Origin of the sequence: Thioalkalivibrio sp. HL-Eb18, assembly GCF_000364985.1 — a bacterium.
GTDB lineage: Bacteria > Pseudomonadota > Gammaproteobacteria > Ectothiorhodospirales > Ectothiorhodospiraceae > Thioalkalivibrio.
The window spans coordinates 85,247-102,569 of sequence record NZ_KB822965.1 but is presented as its reverse complement, the minus strand read 5'-3'; the positions used below and the strand labels follow the sequence as shown (position 1 = coordinate 102,569).

The window sequence follows — 17,323 nt, the reverse complement described above, 5'->3', positions numbered from 1 at the left end:
TACCCTCGATGGGGGCGGGGACGCAAGAAACGTGCCCCGCTTCCCGTTTCTTGCGTGGCGGCGGTCGAGCCTTTAGGCTTTCGCAGCTGTTTTGAAGCCGTCGCCGGTGGTTCTTGGTGGCGGACGCAACTCCAGTAGCGTGCTTTCGGATCCATCGTCCGGATCACGCGGATAACGCCCGACATACAAGGACTCGACTGGCCGGATGCTTTACGCAATTCTGTCAACATTCCTGGTGGCCGCGATCGCACCCGCGGTCCATCGCGTCACCGGTCGCGCCAGTGGCTGGGTGCTGGGGCTCCTCCCGGCGGCGCTGTTCCTGTATTTCCTGAGCTTCCTCCCTGCGGTTTCCGCGGGCGAGGCCATCGTGCTCAGTTGGCCCTGGCTGCCGGGGCTCGATATCCACCTGTCCTTCCTGGTGGACGGCCTGTCGCTGCTGTTCGCGCTGCTGATCTCGGGCATCGGGTTCTTCATCGTCACCTACGCCGGGCGCTATCTCGAGGGGCACCGTGACCTCGGGCGCTTCTACGTGATCATCCTCGCCTTCATGGGCTCGATGCTGGGGCTGGTGCTGGCGGACAACCTGATCGCGATGTTCGTGTTCTGGGAGCTGACCAGCATCACGTCCTATCTGCTGATCGGCTACAACCACGAGAACGCGGACGCCCGCAAGTACGCGCTTCAGGGCCTGTTCGTGACCGTCGGTGGCGGCCTCGCACTGCTGGCCGGGATCATCATGCTGGCGATGGCCGGCGGCTCGTACGAACTCTCCGAGATCCTGGCCAGCGGCGAAGTGGTGCGCGAGCATGCGCTGTATCTGCCCTTGCTGATCCTGATACTGCTCGGGGCCTTTACCAAGTCGGCCCAGGTGCCGTTCCACTTCTGGCTGCCGCGGGCGATGGCCGCGCCGACGCCGGTCTCCGCATATCTGCACTCGGCCACCATGGTCAAGGCCGGGGTCTACCTGCTGGCGCGCCTGAATCCGTCGCTGGGCGGTACCGATATCTGGTTCACCACCCTGGCGCTGTTCGGTGCGATCACGATGTTCACCGGCGTGTTCCTGGCGTTCCGCAGTACGGGCGTGAAGCAGGTTCTGGCCTATTCCACGGTGATGGCGCTGGGTACCCTGACGATGCTGATCGGCATCGGGACCGAGACCGCGCTGATGGCCGCGATGGCCTTCCTGCTGGCGCATTCGCTGTACAAGGGCGCGCTGTTCATGGTCGCCGGCATCCTCGACCACGAGGCCGGGGCCAAGGACTTCCTGCAGACCGGAGGTCTGCGCACCGCGCTGCCGATCACGGCCGCCTTTGCGATTCTTGCCGCGTTGTCGCTGGGTGGGGTGATCCCGCTGTTCGGATTCGTTGCCAAGGAACTGATGCTGGAGTCGGTGCTCGAGGCCCCGGGTCTGGTGGGTATCCTGACGCTGCTGGCGGTACTGACCGCGATTCTCGGCGTGGCAGTGGCTGCGATCGTCGGTATCCGGCCGTGGTTCGGGGCTCGGGCGGAAACACCCAAGACCCCGCACCACGAGGCACCGCCGGCGATGCTGGCCGGTCCGGTCGTGCTGGCCAGCCTGGGCCTGATCTTTGGCCTTGGGCCGGGGCTGGCGGACGAAGGGCTGGTCAACGCCGCGGCGGCCAGCGTGCAGGGCGCGCCGGTGGATGGCTACCTGGCGCTGTGGCACGGCATTAACTGGCCGCTGGCGATCTCCGCGTTCAGCCTGGTCGCGGGTGGTCTGCTCTACTGGCGCTGGGAGCAGGCACGTCGGGCCCTGGCCTGGGTCGATCGAGCCGCCGAGTACGGCCCGGAGAAGGGCTACTTCAAGATGATGGATGGTCTGGTCTGGATCTCCGAATGGCAGACCCGGGTCCTGCAGAACGGCTATCTGCGCTATTACGTGATCGTGATCGTGGCGATGACGGCGGGGCTGGTCGGCGTGACCGCCCAGCTGTTCGACGTGAGTGTCGGCACGGTGCACTTCGAGCGCCTGCAGATCCACGAAATGGCCATCATCGCGATCCTGGTGGCGTCGATGCTGTTCGCGGTGCTGACACGCTCGCGTCTGGGGGCCGTGGCAGCGCTGGGCTCTCTGGGCTTTACGGTCGCCCTGGTGTACGTGCTGTACAGCGCGGCCGATGTGGGGATCACCCAGGTGCTGGTGGAGACCCTGACGGTGATCCTGCTGGTGCTGGTGCTGTTCCGTCTGCCGGGTTTCCTGAATCTGTCGTCTACCGCGCTGCGGCTGCGCGACGCCGGTATTGCGCTGGTCACCGGCGGCATGATCACGCTGCTGATGCTGAGCACCCTGGATGCGCGCCTGTTCGACTCGATCTCGCAGTACTTCATCGAGGAGTCGGAGCCCTCGGGCTATGGCCGTAATATCGTGAACGTGGTGCTGGTCGACTTCCGGGCCCTGGATACGCTGGGCGAGATCTTCGTGCTGGCCCTGGCGGCGATCGGGGTGTACGCGATGATTCGCTTCCGCGCGGAGGACCACCGCCGATGAACATGCATTCGCTGATCCTGCGCACGGCCGGGCACTTCCTGCTGCCGCTGCTGCTGCTGTTCTCCGTGTTCCTGCTGCTGCGCGGCCACGACGAGCCGGGTGGCGGCTTTATCGGTGGTCTGGTCGCGGCGGCGGCGATCGTGCTGTACCTGTTTTCCATGGACATCCGTTCCGCGCGCAAGGTGCTACGCGTGGACCCGCGCGACCTCCTGGGTGCCGGAATGGTGCTGGCGGTCGTGAGCGCACTACCCGCGGCCTTTCTGGGACAGGCGTTCTTTACGGCCCAGTGGTGGGAATTCACCGCGCCGGTGTTCGGCGAGATCAAGCTTTCCACCGTGCTGATCTTCGACATCGGCGTTTATCTCGTCGTGATCGGGTCGGTGCTGACGATCATGCTCAACCTGGCGGAGGCGGAAGACTGATGGAAGTCGTCATGGCCTTCGTGGTCGGCGGTATGTACGCCGCGGCCATCTACATGATGCTCCGGCGTTCGATCGTCAAGCTGGTGATCGGCCTGGTGCTGCTGTCGAACGCGGCCAACCTGCTGATCTTTACGCTGGCCGGCATGCTGCCGGGCGCGCCCCCGCTGATCCCGCCGGGTGCCGCGGTTCCCGACGGGCTGTCGGCCGATCCGCTGGCGCAGGCCGTGGTGCTGACCGCGATCGTGATCGGCTTCGGCGTGCTGGCCTTCGCCGTGGTGCTGATCCATCGCGCCTACGAGGTCGTGAAGGCCGATGACATGGACCAGATGAAGGACACGGATCGATGAATATGTCCGTTGCCCTTCCGGTCATTATCCCGCTGCTCGCCGGCGCGCTGTCGGTGATGTTCTGGCGCTCGCATTTCGCGCAGCGCGCGCTGGGCGTGCTCGGCACCGGCGCCATGCTGGCGGCCACCGTCTGGCTGCTGATGGAGACCTGGGAGCACGGCCATGTCGTGATGGAGATGGGCTCCTGGCCGGCACCGTTCGGGATCGTGCTGGTCTCCGACATGCTGGCGGCGATCATGGTGGTGCTGACCGGCATCATCGGCTTCGCGACCGCGCTCTATTCGCTCTCGGGCATCGGCAAGATGTCGGAGAAGTTCGGCTACTACCCGCTGCTGCACCTGCTGCTGGCGGGGGTGAACGGCGCGTTCCTGACCGGCGACATCTTCAACCTCTATGTCTGGTTCGAGGTGATGCTGGTCGCGTCGTTTGCGCTGCTGATCCTGGGGGGCGAGCGCTCGCAGATGGAGGGGGCGATCAAGTACGTCACCCTGAACCTGCTGTCGTCGATGATCTTCCTGACCGCGATCGGCCTGACCTACGGTCTGACCGGCACGCTGAACATGGCGGACATCGGCGACAAGCTCTCCACGGTAGAAGACACCGGGCTGATCACCGTGATCGCGATGCTGTATCTGGTCGCGTTCGGGGTGAAGGCGGCGGCCTTCCCGTTCTTCTTCTGGCTGCCGGCCTCCTATCACACGCCCAAGGTCGCGGTCTCCGCGCTGTTCGCGGGCCTGCTGACCAAGGTCGGGGTATACGCGCTGTTCCGCGTGTTCACGCTGATTTTCAACCAGGATGTGGACTACACCCACGAGATCCTCCTGTGGGTGGCCGCGGCCACGATGCTGACCGGCGTGCTCGGGGCGGCCGCCCACTACGAATTCCGGCGCATCCTGTCGTTCCACATTATCAGTCAGATCGGCTACATGATCATGGGGCTGGCGTTGTTTACACCGTTGGCACTGGTCGGTGGGGTGTTTTACATCATGCACCACATCATCGTGAAGGCGAATCTGTTCCTGATCAGCGGGATCACCTTCGTGATGAAAGGCACCCACGAGCTCAAGCACATGGGTGGCATCTACCGCACGAACCCGATGCTGGGCGTGCTGTTCCTGATCCCGGCGCTGTCGCTGGCGGGGCTGCCGCCATTGTCCGGGTTCTTCGCCAAGTTCATCATCATCCGCGCCGGTATTGAGGCCGAGGCCTACTGGGTCGTGGCCGTGGCACTGGTGGTGGGCCTGCTGACGCTCTATTCGATGATCAAGATCTGGGCCGAGGTGTTCTGGAAGGCACAGCCGGAAGGGGTCGAGGGCGAGCTCCGGGATGTCAGCTCGGGCCCGATGATCTGGATGTGGGTGCCGGTGATCATGCTGGCGCTGATGACCGTGGCCATCGGCCTGTACGGCGAGCCGATCTACCAGATGGCGGCGATGTCCGCCGAGCAGCTCCTGGATCCGTCGCAGTATATTGAGGCCGTGCTGGGAGATTCACGGCAATGATCGCGCTGACCTGGAATATCGCGCTGGCCCTGATCTGGGTGTTTCTGACCGGAAACTTCACCGGGGGCAACCTGCTGATCGGGTTCTTCCTCGGCTATGTCCTGCTGGCGTTCGCGTTGCGTGACAAGCCGGCGTTTGCGAGCTACGCGCGACGGGTGCCCAAGTTCATCGCCTTCATTGGGTTCTTCCTGTGGGAACTGTTCCTGTCGAACCTGAAGGTCGCCTACGATGTGATGACGCCGACGCACCACATGGTGCCGGGCGTGATCGCCTTTCCGCTGGATGCGCAGACCGATGGCGAGATCACGATCGTCGCGAACCTGATCTCGCTGACGCCGGGCACCCTGAGCCTGGACGTCTCGACCGACCGGAAGGTGCTCTACATCCACGTGATGTATCTGGAAGACCGCGACGCGGTGATCCGCTCGATCAAGTATCTGGAACACCGGGCCTTGGAGGTCCTGCGCTAGCGCAGGGGATGCAGATGTTTGAAATCGCCATCATTGTGGCCAATGTCCTGCTCAGCATCTCCCTGGTGCTGGGGTTCTGGCGTCTCTATCTCGGGCCGACGCTGCCCGATCGCGTGGTGGCGCTGGAGCTGATCGCATCCCTTACCATCGGCTTTATCGCGGTGTACGTGATCGCCAGTGGCCGGACCCCGTTTATCGACGTGGCGATGGTGCTGGCCCTGACCGCCTTCCTCGCCGCGGTCGGATTTGCCCGCTATCTCGAGAAAGGGGGGCATCGCGAAGATGATTGAGCTACTGACGGCGTTGTTCCTGGTATCCGGTGCCGCGTTCATGGTGGTAGCCGCGTTGGGGCTCGTCCGCATGCCGGACCTGCCGATGCGCCTGCACGCGACGACCAAGGCAGGTGTGCTCGGGGCTGGTCTGATGATGGTGGGGGTCGCCGTCTATTTCGGTGACGGAGGCGTGACTACCCGAGCCGTGGCGGTGATCGGCTTTCTGCTGCTGACGGCCCCGGTGGCCGCGCATGCGATTGGCCGCGCCGGCTACTTCGTGGGGGTGCCATTGTGGGAGCACACGCGCGCGGACGAGTTGAAGGGCCGCTATGACGACAAGACCCACACGCTGGCCTCGCCCCCGGAGATGAACGAGTCCTCGTCGGACGACGAGCCCCGGCGCTGAATTCGACCTGGCCGGTATCCCGGCCGTCCACCCAAAAAAAGCCGGGACGCAAGGTCCCGGCAATGGGCACAGTCGCAGGAGAGAAATACGACTGGAGGTCACTCAGCAGTCATCAATGCGGATTCAGGCCGCCTGATGGGTTTCCTTCGCCTCGCGGGCGGCCTTGGCCTCTTCCGGCGAATAGGCCGCGCCAGACCAGAGCATCTCGTAGGCGATCTCTTCGTTACCGTTCTCGCACAGCTCCAGGACCTCCTGGAACAGCGGCTGGAAGGTCTCGCTGCGGTGCGAGGCCTCGTGTTCCTCGAAGCTGCGCCAGAAGGTGATGATCAACGCTTCCTTGTCCTTCATCGGGCTCTCCACGGCCTGACCGATGGTCGAGCCCTCGTTGGAGACGGCGCCGGAGTTCAGTGCGACAAAGCCGCCAACGAAGCCGGTGTCCGAGTGGTAGGTCTTCACGTTTTCGCACAGCATGGCGACACGTTCCTGCAGGTCGTCGATGCTGTATTCCGGCTTCAGGATCACGCGGTTGATGGTGACGACGCCGTCGGCCGGGAAGTTGTGGATCAGCTGGCTCATGGTTGTCCTCCTTTCGGGAACGGGTGCCCCTGTCGATCATCGGGGCACGGCTTGTTAGTTAGTTACTAACTGCTGATGAATAGTTCCTGACTAATTTAGTCAAGAATAAATTCGGCGCAACAAACCCTCGTTCTCCCTTGGGCCTTGCACGACAGGGCAGGGCGGTCTACCTTGCCGGCTTCCCCATTATTTGGAATGCGTTCATGTCCGATCGCGAACTCAAGGATTTGCTTTATGACCAGGTCGCCCGGATTGGCAAGGCGGCATCCAGCCCGAAGCGGCTGGAGCTGATCGAGATCCTGGTGCAAGGGGAGAAGAGCGTTGACCAGCTCGCAACGGACGCCCAGATCAGTGTCAAACTGGCCAGTGCCCACCTGAAAGAGCTGCGTCAGGCGAATCTGGTGGAGTCCCGGCGCGAGGGACGCCGCATCTTCTACCGTCTGGCGGACCCGCGCGTCGCGGATTTCTGGGTGGTGTTGCGGGAGCTGGCGGAGAGCCGGTTGCTGGAGTTGCAGGGCGCCGTCCGCGACATGGCAGCCAGTGCCGGTGACATGGTCCCGCTGAGTGGTCAGGAGCTACTGGAGCAGGCACGCAGGGGCGAGGTCATTGTCCTCGATGTTCGCCCGGACACCGAGTATGCCACTGCGCATCTGCCACATGCCCGATCCATCCCGTTGCGCGAGCTGAAGCAGCGTCTGGACGAACTGGCCCCGGATGTCCCGGTTGTTGCCTACTGCCGGGGACCGTACTGCCTGATGGCGCGCGACGCCGTGGCCATCCTGGGCGAGCATGGTTTCCGCGCGATCCGTCTCGATGAAGGCGTGGCGGAATGGCGCCACCAGGGGCTGCCCCTGGTGCAAGGTCCCTCCGAGCGCTGAAGCCGCCTTGGCCGGCGCCGGTTCGCTCACTCCGCGTCAACGCCCCAGCGGGGGCGTGTAAGCTGAGAGTACAGGCGGACGGTCGTCTGCCTTCTGCGCTGGAGCCCCATCCGCATTCCCCAGAACGTATTTGACATTCTTTTGGCCGCGCACTAGGTTACGTTCTAACGAATGTTAGAATAAAGATTGTGCCAGATGGGTTCCGTTCGATTGCGGGGATTTCCCCGGAATCGAACAACCGGATTCGCCGTTCTCGCCCGATCCTTGTCGTCATTATGGATGATCCAGGAGGTAGGTCATGTTTTTCCGTCAGTTACCGACTACAGAATCGTCATTGTCCTATCTGTTCGGATGCGGGTCGCTCGGCAAGGCGATCGCTGTGGACGTGGTCGAGGGCGATCAGGAGTGGTTCCTGGAGCAGGCACGCCAGACCGGTGTCGAGATCACGCACGTGATCGATACCCATGTCCACGCCGATCACTATTCCGGTGGGCGCGATCTGGCGGAGCGGGCTGGCGCGAAGTATTGCCTCCATGAATCGGATCGCGAGGTGGTCGAGTTCGATTTTCATCCCCTGCGCGACGGCGACCGGATCGAGGCCGGTAACGTCGAAGCGGAGGTCATCCACACGCCGGGACATACGGAAGACAGCGTGTGTCTGCTGGTGACCGACACGCGTCGCGGTGAGCAGCCGTGGTTCGTGCTGACGGGTGACACGCTGTTTATTGGGAGCGTCGGGCGCCCCGATCTGGCCGGGCAGGAACGCGAGATGGCGGGGCGGTTGTACGACAGCCTGCATCAGCGGCTGCTGGGCCTGCCGGATGAACTCGAGATCTATCCCGGCCATTACGCCGGAAGCGCCTGCGGGGCAGGTTTGTCGGGCAAGCCGTCCTCCACCCTGGGTTTCGAGAAACGCTTCAACCCGGGGCTTGCGTTCAGTGATCGCGATGCGTTCGTCGACTTCCTGACGAGTGACATCCCCCCGCGACCGGCGGGCATGGATGCCTATGTAGCCGCCAATATCGCGGCCTGAATGGTGCAAGACAGGGAGCTTTGATGAGCGATCCATCCAGGGCCGCAAAGGCCTATGAACACCTGACCCACGGGATTCGCGAAAACCTGGGTCAGTTTGGGCAGCAGCTGATCCAGGTCTTCTTTGTCGGCCTGACGATCGGGATGATGCGCACCGTCATCCCGGCGCTGGCCGAGGACGAGTTCGGCGTGGCCGAGGGCTCGTTCATGCTGCTGACCGCGTTCGTCGTCGCGTTCGGCGTGGTCAAGGGCGTGCTCAATTTCGTGGCCGGGCGACTGTCCGAACGCATGGGGCGCAAGACCGTGCTGATGCTCGGCTGGATGGCGGCCATCCCGATCCCGTTCATGATCCTCTACGCCCCGTCCTGGAGCTGGATCGTGGCCGCGACCATCCTGCTGGGCGTGAATCAGGGTCTGGCCTGGTCGATGACGCAGACCGCGAAGATGGACATCACCCGGGGCGACGAGCGCGGCTTCACCATGGGCATGAACGAGTTCTCCGGCTATGTCGGGGTGGCCGTTGCCGGGATCGTGACCGGCTATATGGCCGCTGCCCTTGGGCCGCGCATGGGGGTGTTCGTGTTCGGCGTCGTCGTCATCGCGATCGCGATCCTGATGACCGCGCTGTGGGTGCGCGAGACCCTGGACTGGGCCAGGGCCGAGGGGGCACGGCATGCCGCCGGGCAATCCACCGGGCCACAACCGCGTTATCCCAAATCGATCGCCGATACGCCGACCACCTGGGAGGTGTTCACGCTGATGTCCTGGCGGGACCGGCGCATGGCCGCGTTCAGTCAGGCGGGCCTGGTGGAGAAGTTCGTCGATGCCCTGGTCTGGGTGTTCTATCCGGTATTCCTGTATCAGCAGGGGCTGAGCCTGGCCGCGATCGGCTGGGTCGTGGGGATCTACGGCTTTGTCTGGGGTGGCTCGCAGTTCGCCACCGGCAAGCTCTCCGACCATGTGGGGCGGTTGCAGCCCATCGTCTGGGGCATGTGGATCTGTGGCGCGGGCGTGGCCCTGACGCTGCTCGGCGAGGGGGTCATCTGGTGGTCGTTCGCGGCGGCCGTAACCGGCTTTGGCATGGCCCTGCTGTATCCCAATCTGAGCGCGGCGGTGGCCGATATTGCCCATCCAAACTGGCGCGGTTCGGCGATCGGGACCTACCGCTTCTGGCGGGACCTGGGCTACGGCATCGGTGCACTGGCCCTGGGGGTCGTCGCCCACATCGGCGGTTCGGTGACCTGGGGCTTCTGGTTCGTGGCCATCGCCATGTTCCTGTCCGGTGCGCTGGTACTGCTGTGGGGGGAGGAGACCCACCCGCGACTCAATCCCGAGAAGGATTAGGCCCCCGCGCGCCTACCAGCGCGCCTTGTTCCACATCTCCGGGTTGGCCCAGAAGCGGGCATTCAGCCAGTCGGGCGTCAGCTTGTAGTCGTACAGGCTGGTGCGGTAGACCGCATGGTCCGGTGCGGCCGATTCGGCGTCCGGGTCGCGCCGAAAACCCAGTGCCAGCAACTCATTCAGTCCCCAGCGTTCATCGTCCAGCCGATGGAGGATCAGCACCTCGTCCGCCCAGCGATCCCGTAGTCCGCCGAGCAGTTGCTGGCCGGTCGGGATATCCAGGGCGCTGAGGGTGTCCAGCAGCAGTACCAGTGGCACGCGGGATTCGGGTGGGTGTTCGAGAAAGTCCTCCACGGTGATCTGTTCCAGCCCCGGTGGGCTGTCCGGCGGCTTGGCCCCGGCCGCGAGCAGAAGGGCCCGACCTTCGCGCAGGCGGCGCGGCAGATGTCGGCGCAGGGCATCAATGTCGATCAATCCACGTCTCCTCGGTGTATCCCGTCCCCCGTGTCGAGGGTGCGTTCGTTATACTCTAAATCACCTCCACTGCTACTGCGGACCCGTCAGAAGGAAGCCCCCTCATGTCCAAGGAACTGCTGACCGAATTCCTCTCCAAGCACCCGATCTCCGCGTCCCTGACGCCTGCGGAGGTCGAAGTCCTGCTCGAATACCTGGAGGTGGTGGAAACCCACCACAAGCAGGTGATCGCGGACATCGGCGAGGTGGGCGAGTCGCTGTTTTTCGTGGTGAGCGGGACGGCCGCGCTGTATCACGACGATGGCAGCCAGGAGATCGAGGTGGGGCGTATGCAGACCGGCGAGCTGGCCGGGTCGATGTCGTTCTTTGACCGCGTGCCGCGCGGCGTGCGCATGCGGGCTCTGAGCGACAAGACGCGGCTGTTGCGGCTGTCGCGCTCGATGTACGACCGCCTGCGCGTGGAAAACCCGTATATCGCGGTGAACCTGCTGGAGTTCGCGATCATCAGCCTGGATCACCTGATTCGCCGTGTCTCGGAGGACGTGGCGACCTACGCCCACTACCTCTACTCCCCGGGCAAGAAGTAAGCCCCCCGGGACCGCCCATGCTCGCGTCCCTGCAAACCATCGCGGAACACCTGCTGTTGCCGCCGGGGCTGGGTATGGCCCTGACGATCCTGGGCGGGCTGCTGTGGCGGGCCGACTGGCGCGGTGGTCGGCCGCTCCTGGCGCTGGGGCTGCTGGCGCTGGTGCTGCCCAGCCTGCAGGTCGTGGCACAGCCCCTGGCGGACACCCTCGAGCGCGAGGTGCGCGACAGCGTACTGGCGACCGGGCGGGCGGATGCGATCGTCATCCTGGGCGGCGGCCGCTGGGTGGGCCGTGCGGAGGACGCCGGACACGATGCCCTGAACCCTCGCACCCACGAGCGTGTGCGCGCGGGCGCGCGGCTGCATCGTGCAACCGATCTCCCCATTGTGGTCTCGGGCGGGACACCGAGGGCGCTGCCCGGGCGGCGTTCGGAGGCCGAACTAATGGCCGCGACCCTGCAACAGGATCTCGGTGTCTCGGCTCGCTGGCTCGAGAACACCTCGCGCAACACCTGCGAGAACGCCACACATACACGCCAGCGTCTGCAGGGGCAGGGCGTGGAGGCCGTGCTGGTGGTGACCCAGGCGATGCATCTGCCGCGTGCGTTGGAGTGCTTCGAGCGCGCCGGGTTCGACGCCTATCCGGCGCCCGCCGGTTTCCGCGGCACCACTGGTGAACCGCGCGGTCTGCAGGACTTCCTGCCCACGGCCGAGGCCATCGAGACCTCGCGCTTTGCTCTGCGCGAGTGGCTGGCGCGGGTGGCGTTGCCCCTGCGCGAGCGCCTGCGCGGCAGTACGGGAGACTGATGCCCGTGCCCCGCCCGGTGCGCTGGATGCTGGCGGGGATTTGCGCGTCAGGCCTCGCGGCCACATCGGCCTCGGCGCTGGCCGAGCCCGACGTCTCCCTCGGGGCCGAGCTGAATATCGAGTCGCTGGTGCACGAGGCCCTGAGTGCCAAGGGGCTGACGTCTCGTATCGGCTGGCGCGACGGGCGCCTGAGCCTGGAGTTGCGTGCCGAGCGTATCGAGCTGCCGGAGCCGGTGGGCACGCTGACGGCCGCGCGGGTGGAATGTACCGAGTTGCGCCTGACCCGGCGCGAGGTGGCCTGTGACGACGCGCGTCTGTGGGGGCGCTCGGGCGATCTGCGGCTGGACGGCCATCGCCTGTCGCTGGCCTGGGGCCGCGACAGCGGCTATCTCCGACTGGCCGGGGACTGGCCCCGGTGGTTCGGCGGGCGTGGGAGCCTGCGCGCGGATTTTGCCCCCGAACGCGGCTGGGATATCGATGCCCGGTTGCGAGGGCTGGATCTCCAGGCGCTGGCCGCATTCGACCGCTTGCCTCTGGAACTCCCCGTCGCCGTCGACGGGGGGCGGGCCGATCTCGATCTGCGGCTGCGCCCGGATGGTCGGGTCACCGCGCGCCTGGGGCTGGAAGAGGTCGCGTTCAGCGATCCGCTGGGCCTGCAGGCCGGCGAGGAACTGCGCGGCCAGGCGCAGTTGTCCGGGGATGGCATGCGCTGGGACCTGGATCTCGCCCTGGAGGGCGGCGTGGTCTACATCGATCCGTGGTTCGTGGACCTGGACGACGAGGGGCCGATGGAGCTCTCCCTGAACGGGTTGGAGGGGGATCCCGGGGCCAAGGCGTTCCGAGTGGATGCCCTGGATCTGCGTTACGGCGATGCGCTGGAGGCAAGGGGAGAGGCGGTGGCCTACGACCCGGAGGCCGGGCTGGATGGGGTCTTTCACGGGCGGGTCCATGCGCTCGCCCCGGTCTATGATTCCTTGCTGGCGCCCTGGCTGGCCGGGACGGTACTCGGGGATCTGGCCACCGGGGGGTGGATCGCAGGGCATGTGGAACTGGCGGGTTCGCAGCCCCGGCGTGCGAATCTCAAGTGGTCGGAACTGGATGCCAGCGACCGGCGGGGGCGTTTCGGCCTGGCCGGTGCGCGCGGGGCACTCGACTGGTCGGCAGACGAGGCGGGCAGCCCCGGGACCTTCGCGCTGGATGCCGCGCACCTGTACGGGCTGCCATTCGATGCGTTCGAGGCGCAGATCCGGGCCCTGCCGGCCGGAATGGAGCTGCTGGCTGAAACCGAGATCCCGATCTTCGATGGCGGGTTGCGTATCGGGGTCTTTGAGTTGCGCCAGACCGATACGGGGCCGGATGTACGGTTCGAGGGCGGTATTCGCGCGATCAGCCTGGAGCCGCTGACCGAGGTACTGGGCTGGCCGCGATTCTCCGGGCGGCTGGCCGGCATGATTCCTCGGGTACGCTACGAACAGGGTGACCTGAACGTGGATGGGCGGTTGCTGGTCCAGGTGTTCAACGGCGAGGTCGTGCTGCGTGATGTGTATATCCACAATCTGCTGGGTTACGCCCCCGAGTTGGGCCTGTCGGCCGAGATCCAGCGGCTGGACCTGGATCCCCTGACCCAGGCCTTCGATTTCGGGCGTGTGCAGGGCCGGATCTCCGGGCACGTGCGCGATCTGGTGATGGTGGACTGGTCGCCGGTCCACATGGATCTGGAGTTGATGACGCCGGAGCGTGATCGTGGGCGCCGACGGATCAGCCAGCGGGCGGTGGAGAACATCACCGAGCTGGGTGGGGGACTTCAGGCCGCGGCCTCGTCGGTCTTCCTGCAATTCTTCGAGAACTTCAGCTATCGTCGCCTTGGTTTTCGCTGCGAGCTGCGTGGCGAGGTCTGCACCGCCTCCGGCGTGGCCGATCGCCCGGATGGCGGCTTCGTGCTGGTGCAGGGCGGTGGCATCCCGCAGATTCAGGTGATTGGCTACAACCGCCGGGTCGACTGGCCCGAATTGGTCCATCGTCTGGCGACCATCCAGGCGGGTGACGGGCCGGTGGTGCAATGAGCTTCGTTACGCGTTTGGTTGCCGTTCAGGGTGTTGGTGTAGATTGGACAGCATGCGGGTTGAACCGCCTCGACAAGGGAAATACGGCATGAAGGCTTTATGGAGTATTCCGGGACTGGCGCTGGTGTTCGCCCTGATGGCGGGCTGCGTGACCATCAATATCTATTTCCCGACGGCCGCGGCCGAGGAGGCGGCGCGCGCCATCGTCCGCGACGCGTTGCAGGTCGAGGAAGGCACCCCGGAGTCGGAAGCGTCACCTGAGGCCGAGCCCGGTGCGATGCTGATGCCGCGCAATACCCCGGCGAATGGCAACCTGCCGGTGCTGGCCTGGGTGCTGGATCGACTGGTGAGCCCGGCTGCCGCTCAGAGCCCCGACCTGCAGATCCAGACCCCGGCGATCAACCGTATCCGCGCCTCCATGCGCGAGCGGGCACCGCAGCTGTCGCCGCATTTTCGTAGCGGGGCGATCGGCTTCGGGCGTAATGCCGATGTGGTGATCCGTGACTTGTCCGAGGTCCCGCTGCGCGATCGCAGTACCGTGCAGCGGCTGGTGAGCGAGGAAAACTCGGACCGCGACTCGCTCTACCGCGAGATCGCGCGCGCGAACGACCGCCCGGACTGGGAGGACCGGATTCGCGAGACCTTCGCGCGGGTCTGGGTGGAGGAGGCACCCTCCGGGTACTGGTACCAGGACCGCAACGGCCAGTGGCAGCAGAAATAGCCTGCCCATGAACCTGGCAGGCACAGGGAGCGATCCGTGCCGGCGCTGACACTGGCCGAGCGAATCGAGGCCCAGCGTCAGCGTCTGGTATCGCTGGTGCAGGATACCGACCTGACGCGGCTGCCGCGCTGGAAGGCCGTGGGGCTGGGGGTCGTGCGGGGTGCGGGTGCGATCGTGCACGAGGCCAAGGAGGGCCAGCTCACGCTACGCGCGATGAGTCTGGTCTACACCACGCTGCTGTCGATCGTCCCGCTGATCGCCCTGTCGTTCTCCGTGCTCAAGGCCTTCGGCGCGCATAACGCGGTGGAGCCGGTCGTACTGGGGTTTCTCGAGCCCCTGGGGGAGCAGGGGGTCGAGATCGCGAACAACGTGATCGAATTCGTCGACAACATGCGCGTCGGCGTACTGGGCTTTGTTGGTCTGCTGTTTCTCGTCTACACCGTGATCGCGCTGGTGCAGAAGATCGAGCTGGCGTTCAACACTATCTGGCGGGTCGAGAACAGTCGCAGTTTCGCCCAGCGCTTCTCCAACTACCTGTCGGTGATCCTGATTGGTCCGCTCCTGGTGGTCTCCGCCCTGGGGATCACCGCGACGGTAATGTCCACCACGGCCATGCAGACCCTGGCCGGGATCGAGCCGTTCGGCACGTTGATCACCGGCGCGTCGCGCATGGTTCCGTACCTGCTGATCATGGCCGCGTTCACCTTCATCTACGTGTTTGTGCCAAACACTCGGGTACGGTTGTTCCCGGCCCTGGTCGGGGCCGTCGTGGCCGGGTTGCTGTGGCAGAGCGTGGGCTGGGGCTTTGCGACCATGGTGGCCGGGTCTACGCGCTATGACGCGATCTATTCGGGTTTCGCGATCATGATCCTGTTGCTGATCTGGATCTATCTGGCCTGGCTGATCCTGCTGATCGGGGCCAATGTAGCCTTCTACGTGCAGCACCCCGAGTACATGACAGTGCGCGGCCTGCGCCTGCGCCTGTCCGGCGCGGCGCGCGAGCGCATGGGCCTGCACCTGATGCAGCAGGTGGGTCAGCGTTTCCTCGACGGCCGCTCGCCGCCAACACTGGATCATGTGGCGCATGATCTGTCGGTGCCGGGCAATGCCCTGGGCGAGGTCGCGCAGGCGCTCGAATCGGCGGGTCTGCTGGTGCGTGCTGGCACCGATGCCACCTGTTATGTGCCGGGGCGCGATCTGGATCGGATTCGGGTGGACGAGATCCTGGAGGCCCTGCGCCAGGACGCGGATGCCCGCGCCCTGCGCCGCCTGCAGGGCGATCCGGCGGTCGAGGCCACGCTGGAGGAACTGGAGGCCGCACGCCGTGACCGCCTGGACGGGCGGACGCTGCGCGACCTGTTGAGGAGCGAGGGGGCCGCGGCGGCCACGGCGGCCACCTGAGTCCCGACGGCCGGGGTTACTGGCGCTGGGCCTCGAACTCGATGATCAGTTCGACCTCGTCACCCACGATGTCGCGCGTCAGGCCATAGGTCATGCCGAAGTCCGAGCGGTCGAAGCTGCCGCGCATCGAGGCGCCCAGCACGTAGGGTCGTCCGAACATCCCGCCGAGCGGAAACGGATAGCGACCGACCTTGTTGATCGTGACGTCGAGAGTGACCGGGCGGGTCTCGCCCAGTAGCTCCAGGTCGCCCGTCAGGCGTCCGGTGTCGTCGCCGGTGGGCTCGTACTGCGTCGCGGTGAAGCGCATCTCCGGGTATTCCGCGACATTCAGGAAGTCATCGCTGCGCAGGTGGTCGTCGCGCTCCTCGTGGTTGGTGAACACGCTGTCGGTCTGTACAACGAAATACCCTTCGCGCAGTTCCCGGGTCTGCGGGTCGAAGGTGAACTCGCCCTCGGCCTCCAGGAACATGCCCAGGACCTTGGCGAAGCCGGCATGATCCACCAGGAAGCCGACCGCAAAGTGTTCCGGGTCGATTTCCCAGCGATCGGCCTGGGCCAGCGCGGAGACGGGGAGGGCCAGGGCAAGAAGAACGGCCAGGAGCAGCGAGCGTGGGGCGCGGGCGTGGATCATGTCGAACCTCCGGGACGATGACGGTGTAACCAGTGGATGTCGGTGGCGAACGAGCCGGTCAGGGCTGCAAGCCCCGTCAGGGCGACGCCGATCGCTGCCACCGGGGGCAGGCCCGGGAGCAGGGCGACCAGGAGTACGCCGGTCTGCAGCACGCAGACCGCCTGGCGGCGACGGCTCGGGGGCAGGTCCTCGGCCAGCCAGGGCCAGATGTGCTGCGCACCCAGGAACAGATAGCGCATGGCGCCGATCAGCACGACCCAGGCCCCGACCGCGGTCATCCACCAGACCAGAATCGAGAGGGCGAGGATGATGGCCGCATCCAGCTCCATGTCGAAGCGGGCGCCGAAGGCCGTGCGGCTACCGGTGCGGCGGGCAACGGCACCGTCCACGCCGTCCAGGATCAGGGCCGCTGCAGCGAGTCCCAGGACCCACAGCAGTACGACCGTCTCGGGGGCGGCAACCGCCGCCAGAACGAGTGCCCCGAGCGGGGTCGCGATCGCGGCGCGGGCCAGGGTTACGCGGTTGGCGGGCCCGGGTCCGCGCTGCTGTACTGTAAGCCCGGTCTGGGGTGTGTTCAGGACCAGTATCAGACCTAGCAGGAGCCAGATCCCGACGTGCGCGATCAGCAGCGGGGTGACAGCGCCGATCTGCCAGCCCAGCAGCGCGGACAGTGCGAGGCCGCCCGCGCCGGCCAGCGCCCAGTCCCGCGCCCAGGTGCGCAGGCCCGTGCGCGCGCGTTCCGGCCAGCGGTTGGAGGTCAGCGTGGAATCCATGGCTCGAGTGTAGTCGTTACTGAGATAACGACCGTGTAATCGCCCGCGAGTTGCCTGGAATCACGACCATCGACCACACTGGCCCCATGCCGGACGATAATCGAACCGCTCC

The 17,323-nt window shown here is 65.6% G+C and carries 19 protein-coding genes; 15 read left to right on the top strand and 4 right to left on the bottom strand.

The genetic code is table 11. From position 1 onward, the window contains the following. Positions 1 to 205: 205 nt before the first annotated feature. From F813_RS0106265 to mnhG, 7 genes are read left to right on the top strand one after another with little or no spacing between them, the layout of a single operon-like run. Positions 206 to 2,509, top strand: a complete 2,304-nt coding sequence (locus F813_RS0106265; protein ID WP_017925943.1) for a putative monovalent cation/H+ antiporter subunit A — start codon at positions 206 to 208, stop codon at positions 2,507 to 2,509. Next, a complete protein-coding gene (locus F813_RS0106260; RefSeq protein WP_012982162.1) occupies positions 2,506 to 2,931 on the top strand; it encodes a Na+/H+ antiporter subunit B in 426 nt (141 codons plus the stop codon). Before F813_RS0106265 ends, F813_RS0106260 begins: the two co-directional genes overlap by 4 nt. Continuing rightward, complete coding sequence (locus tag F813_RS0106255) at positions 2,931 to 3,278, top strand: Na+/H+ antiporter subunit C (protein WP_026148165.1); 348 nt, start codon at positions 2,931 to 2,933, stop codon at positions 3,276 to 3,278. Before F813_RS0106260 ends, F813_RS0106255 begins: the two co-directional genes overlap by 1 nt. Then, the gene (locus F813_RS0106250) at positions 3,275 to 4,780 is read left to right on the top strand and encodes a Na+/H+ antiporter subunit D (RefSeq protein ID WP_017925941.1); all 1,506 of its coding nucleotides are present in this window, start codon (positions 3,275 to 3,277) and stop codon (positions 4,778 to 4,780) included. Before F813_RS0106255 ends, F813_RS0106250 begins: the two co-directional genes overlap by 4 nt. Then, positions 4,777 to 5,250, top strand: a complete 474-nt coding sequence (locus F813_RS0106245; RefSeq protein ID WP_012982165.1) for a Na+/H+ antiporter subunit E — start codon at positions 4,777 to 4,779, stop codon at positions 5,248 to 5,250. Before F813_RS0106250 ends, F813_RS0106245 begins: the two co-directional genes overlap by 4 nt. Before the next feature lie 14 nt (positions 5,251 to 5,264). Continuing rightward, positions 5,265 to 5,540: a cation:proton antiporter gene (locus F813_RS0106240; protein ID WP_012982166.1), complete on the top strand. Its 276-nt coding sequence runs from the start codon at positions 5,265 to 5,267 to the stop codon at positions 5,538 to 5,540. Continuing rightward, the gene (mnhG, locus tag F813_RS0106235; RefSeq protein ID WP_012982167.1) at positions 5,533 to 5,928 is read left to right on the top strand and encodes a monovalent cation/H(+) antiporter subunit G; all 396 of its coding nucleotides are present in this window, start codon (positions 5,533 to 5,535) and stop codon (positions 5,926 to 5,928) included. Before F813_RS0106240 ends, mnhG begins: the two co-directional genes overlap by 8 nt. Positions 5,929 to 6,051: 123 nt before the next feature. Here the strand turns inward: mnhG and F813_RS0106230 are convergent, their stop codons facing one another. After that, positions 6,052 to 6,504 carry a hypothetical protein gene (locus F813_RS0106230; RefSeq protein WP_017925939.1) on the bottom strand — a complete coding sequence of 151 codons (453 nt, stop codon included), beginning with the start codon at positions 6,502 to 6,504 and terminating at the stop codon, positions 6,052 to 6,054. Positions 6,505 to 6,707: 203 nt separating this feature from the next. Here F813_RS0106230 and F813_RS0106225 point away from each other — a divergent pair, with 203 nt between their 5' ends. The 3 genes from F813_RS0106225 (at position 6,708) to F813_RS0106215 (ending at position 9,758) form a co-directional block, all read left to right on the top strand. Next, complete coding sequence (locus F813_RS0106225; protein ID WP_017925938.1) at positions 6,708 to 7,382, top strand: metalloregulator ArsR/SmtB family transcription factor; 675 nt, start codon at positions 6,708 to 6,710, stop codon at positions 7,380 to 7,382. Positions 7,383 to 7,680: 298 nt separating this feature from the next. Beyond that, entirely contained in the window at positions 7,681 to 8,415 is a 735-nt protein-coding gene (locus tag F813_RS0106220; protein ID WP_017925937.1) for an MBL fold metallo-hydrolase, read from the top strand. Positions 8,416 to 8,438: 23 nt separating this feature from the next. Next, a complete protein-coding gene (locus F813_RS0106215) occupies positions 8,439 to 9,758 on the top strand; it encodes an MFS transporter (RefSeq protein ID WP_017925936.1) in 1,320 nt (439 codons plus the stop codon). 12 nt (positions 9,759 to 9,770) lie between these two features. Here F813_RS0106215 and F813_RS0106210 read toward each other — a convergent pair whose 3' ends face one another. Continuing rightward, complete coding sequence (locus tag F813_RS0106210) at positions 9,771 to 10,229, bottom strand: DUF6231 family protein (protein ID WP_012982172.1); 459 nt, start codon at positions 10,227 to 10,229, stop codon at positions 9,771 to 9,773. 104 nt (positions 10,230 to 10,333) lie between these two features. Between F813_RS0106210 and F813_RS0106205 the strand changes: the two genes are divergently transcribed. From F813_RS0106205 to F813_RS0106185, 5 genes are all read left to right on the top strand, one after another. Beyond that, complete coding sequence (locus F813_RS0106205; RefSeq protein WP_012982173.1) at positions 10,334 to 10,816, top strand: Crp/Fnr family transcriptional regulator; 483 nt, start codon at positions 10,334 to 10,336, stop codon at positions 10,814 to 10,816. Between the two features lie 17 nt (positions 10,817 to 10,833). Further along, positions 10,834 to 11,622, top strand: a complete 789-nt coding sequence (locus F813_RS0106200; RefSeq protein WP_012982174.1) for a YdcF family protein — start codon at positions 10,834 to 10,836, stop codon at positions 11,620 to 11,622. 26 nt (positions 11,623 to 11,648) lie between these two features. After that, a complete protein-coding gene (locus F813_RS0106195) occupies positions 11,649 to 13,685 on the top strand; it encodes a hypothetical protein (protein WP_026148164.1) in 2,037 nt (678 codons plus the stop codon). Between the two features lie 88 nt (positions 13,686 to 13,773). Continuing rightward, positions 13,774 to 14,406, top strand: coding sequence for a YdbL family protein (locus tag F813_RS0106190; RefSeq protein WP_017925934.1), 633 nt, complete (start codon positions 13,774 to 13,776; stop codon positions 14,404 to 14,406). A gap of 36 nt (positions 14,407 to 14,442) precedes the next feature. Further along, on the top strand, positions 14,443 to 15,807 hold the full coding sequence (locus F813_RS0106185; protein WP_017925933.1) for a YhjD/YihY/BrkB family envelope integrity protein: 1,365 nt from the start codon (positions 14,443 to 14,445) through the stop codon (positions 15,805 to 15,807). 16 nt (positions 15,808 to 15,823) lie between these two features. Here F813_RS0106185 and F813_RS0106180 read toward each other — a convergent pair whose 3' ends face one another. Then, positions 15,824 to 16,438, bottom strand: coding sequence for a YceI family protein (locus F813_RS0106180; protein WP_017925932.1), 615 nt, complete (start codon positions 16,436 to 16,438; stop codon positions 15,824 to 15,826). After that, the gene (locus F813_RS0106175; protein ID WP_017925931.1) at positions 16,435 to 17,211 is read right to left on the bottom strand and encodes a CDP-alcohol phosphatidyltransferase family protein; all 777 of its coding nucleotides are present in this window, start codon (positions 17,209 to 17,211) and stop codon (positions 16,435 to 16,437) included. Before F813_RS0106175 ends, F813_RS0106180 begins: the two co-directional genes overlap by 4 nt. Between the last annotated feature and the right edge of the window lie 112 nt (positions 17,212 to 17,323).

What these genes read in the sequence shown, in the direction of transcription:
- F813_RS0106205 (WP_012982173.1), top strand. Translation starts at nt 10,334, where the DNA reads ATGTCCAAGGAACTGCTGACCGAATTCCTCTCCAAGCACCCGATCTCC.
- F813_RS0106265 (WP_017925943.1), top strand. Translation starts at nt 206, where the DNA reads ATGCTTTACGCAATTCTGTCAACATTCCTGGTGGCCGCGATCGCACCC.
- F813_RS0106230 (WP_017925939.1), bottom strand. Translation starts at nt 6,504, where the DNA reads ATGAGCCAGCTGATCCACAACTTCCCGGCCGACGGCGTCGTCACCATC.
- F813_RS0106225 (WP_017925938.1), top strand. Translation starts at nt 6,708, where the DNA reads ATGTCCGATCGCGAACTCAAGGATTTGCTTTATGACCAGGTCGCCCGG.
- F813_RS0106175 (WP_017925931.1), bottom strand. Translation starts at nt 17,211, where the DNA reads ATGGATTCCACGCTGACCTCCAACCGCTGGCCGGAACGCGCGCGCACG.
- F813_RS0106215 (WP_017925936.1), top strand. Translation starts at nt 8,439, where the DNA reads ATGAGCGATCCATCCAGGGCCGCAAAGGCCTATGAACACCTGACCCAC.
- F813_RS0106260 (WP_012982162.1), top strand. Translation starts at nt 2,506, where the DNA reads ATGAACATGCATTCGCTGATCCTGCGCACGGCCGGGCACTTCCTGCTG.
- F813_RS0106180 (WP_017925932.1), bottom strand. Translation starts at nt 16,438, where the DNA reads ATGATCCACGCCCGCGCCCCACGCTCGCTGCTCCTGGCCGTTCTTCTT.
- F813_RS0106190 (WP_017925934.1), top strand. Translation starts at nt 13,774, where the DNA reads ATGAAGGCTTTATGGAGTATTCCGGGACTGGCGCTGGTGTTCGCCCTG.
- F813_RS0106195 (WP_026148164.1), top strand. Translation starts at nt 11,649, where the DNA reads ATGCTGGCGGGGATTTGCGCGTCAGGCCTCGCGGCCACATCGGCCTCG.
- F813_RS0106255 (WP_026148165.1), top strand. Translation starts at nt 2,931, where the DNA reads ATGGAAGTCGTCATGGCCTTCGTGGTCGGCGGTATGTACGCCGCGGCC.
- F813_RS0106200 (WP_012982174.1), top strand. Translation starts at nt 10,834, where the DNA reads ATGCTCGCGTCCCTGCAAACCATCGCGGAACACCTGCTGTTGCCGCCG.
- F813_RS0106240 (WP_012982166.1), top strand. Translation starts at nt 5,265, where the DNA reads ATGTTTGAAATCGCCATCATTGTGGCCAATGTCCTGCTCAGCATCTCC.
- F813_RS0106250 (WP_017925941.1), top strand. Translation starts at nt 3,275, where the DNA reads ATGAATATGTCCGTTGCCCTTCCGGTCATTATCCCGCTGCTCGCCGGC.
- F813_RS0106220 (WP_017925937.1), top strand. Translation starts at nt 7,681, where the DNA reads ATGTTTTTCCGTCAGTTACCGACTACAGAATCGTCATTGTCCTATCTG.
- F813_RS0106245 (WP_012982165.1), top strand. Translation starts at nt 4,777, where the DNA reads ATGATCGCGCTGACCTGGAATATCGCGCTGGCCCTGATCTGGGTGTTT.
- mnhG (WP_012982167.1), top strand. Translation starts at nt 5,533, where the DNA reads ATGATTGAGCTACTGACGGCGTTGTTCCTGGTATCCGGTGCCGCGTTC.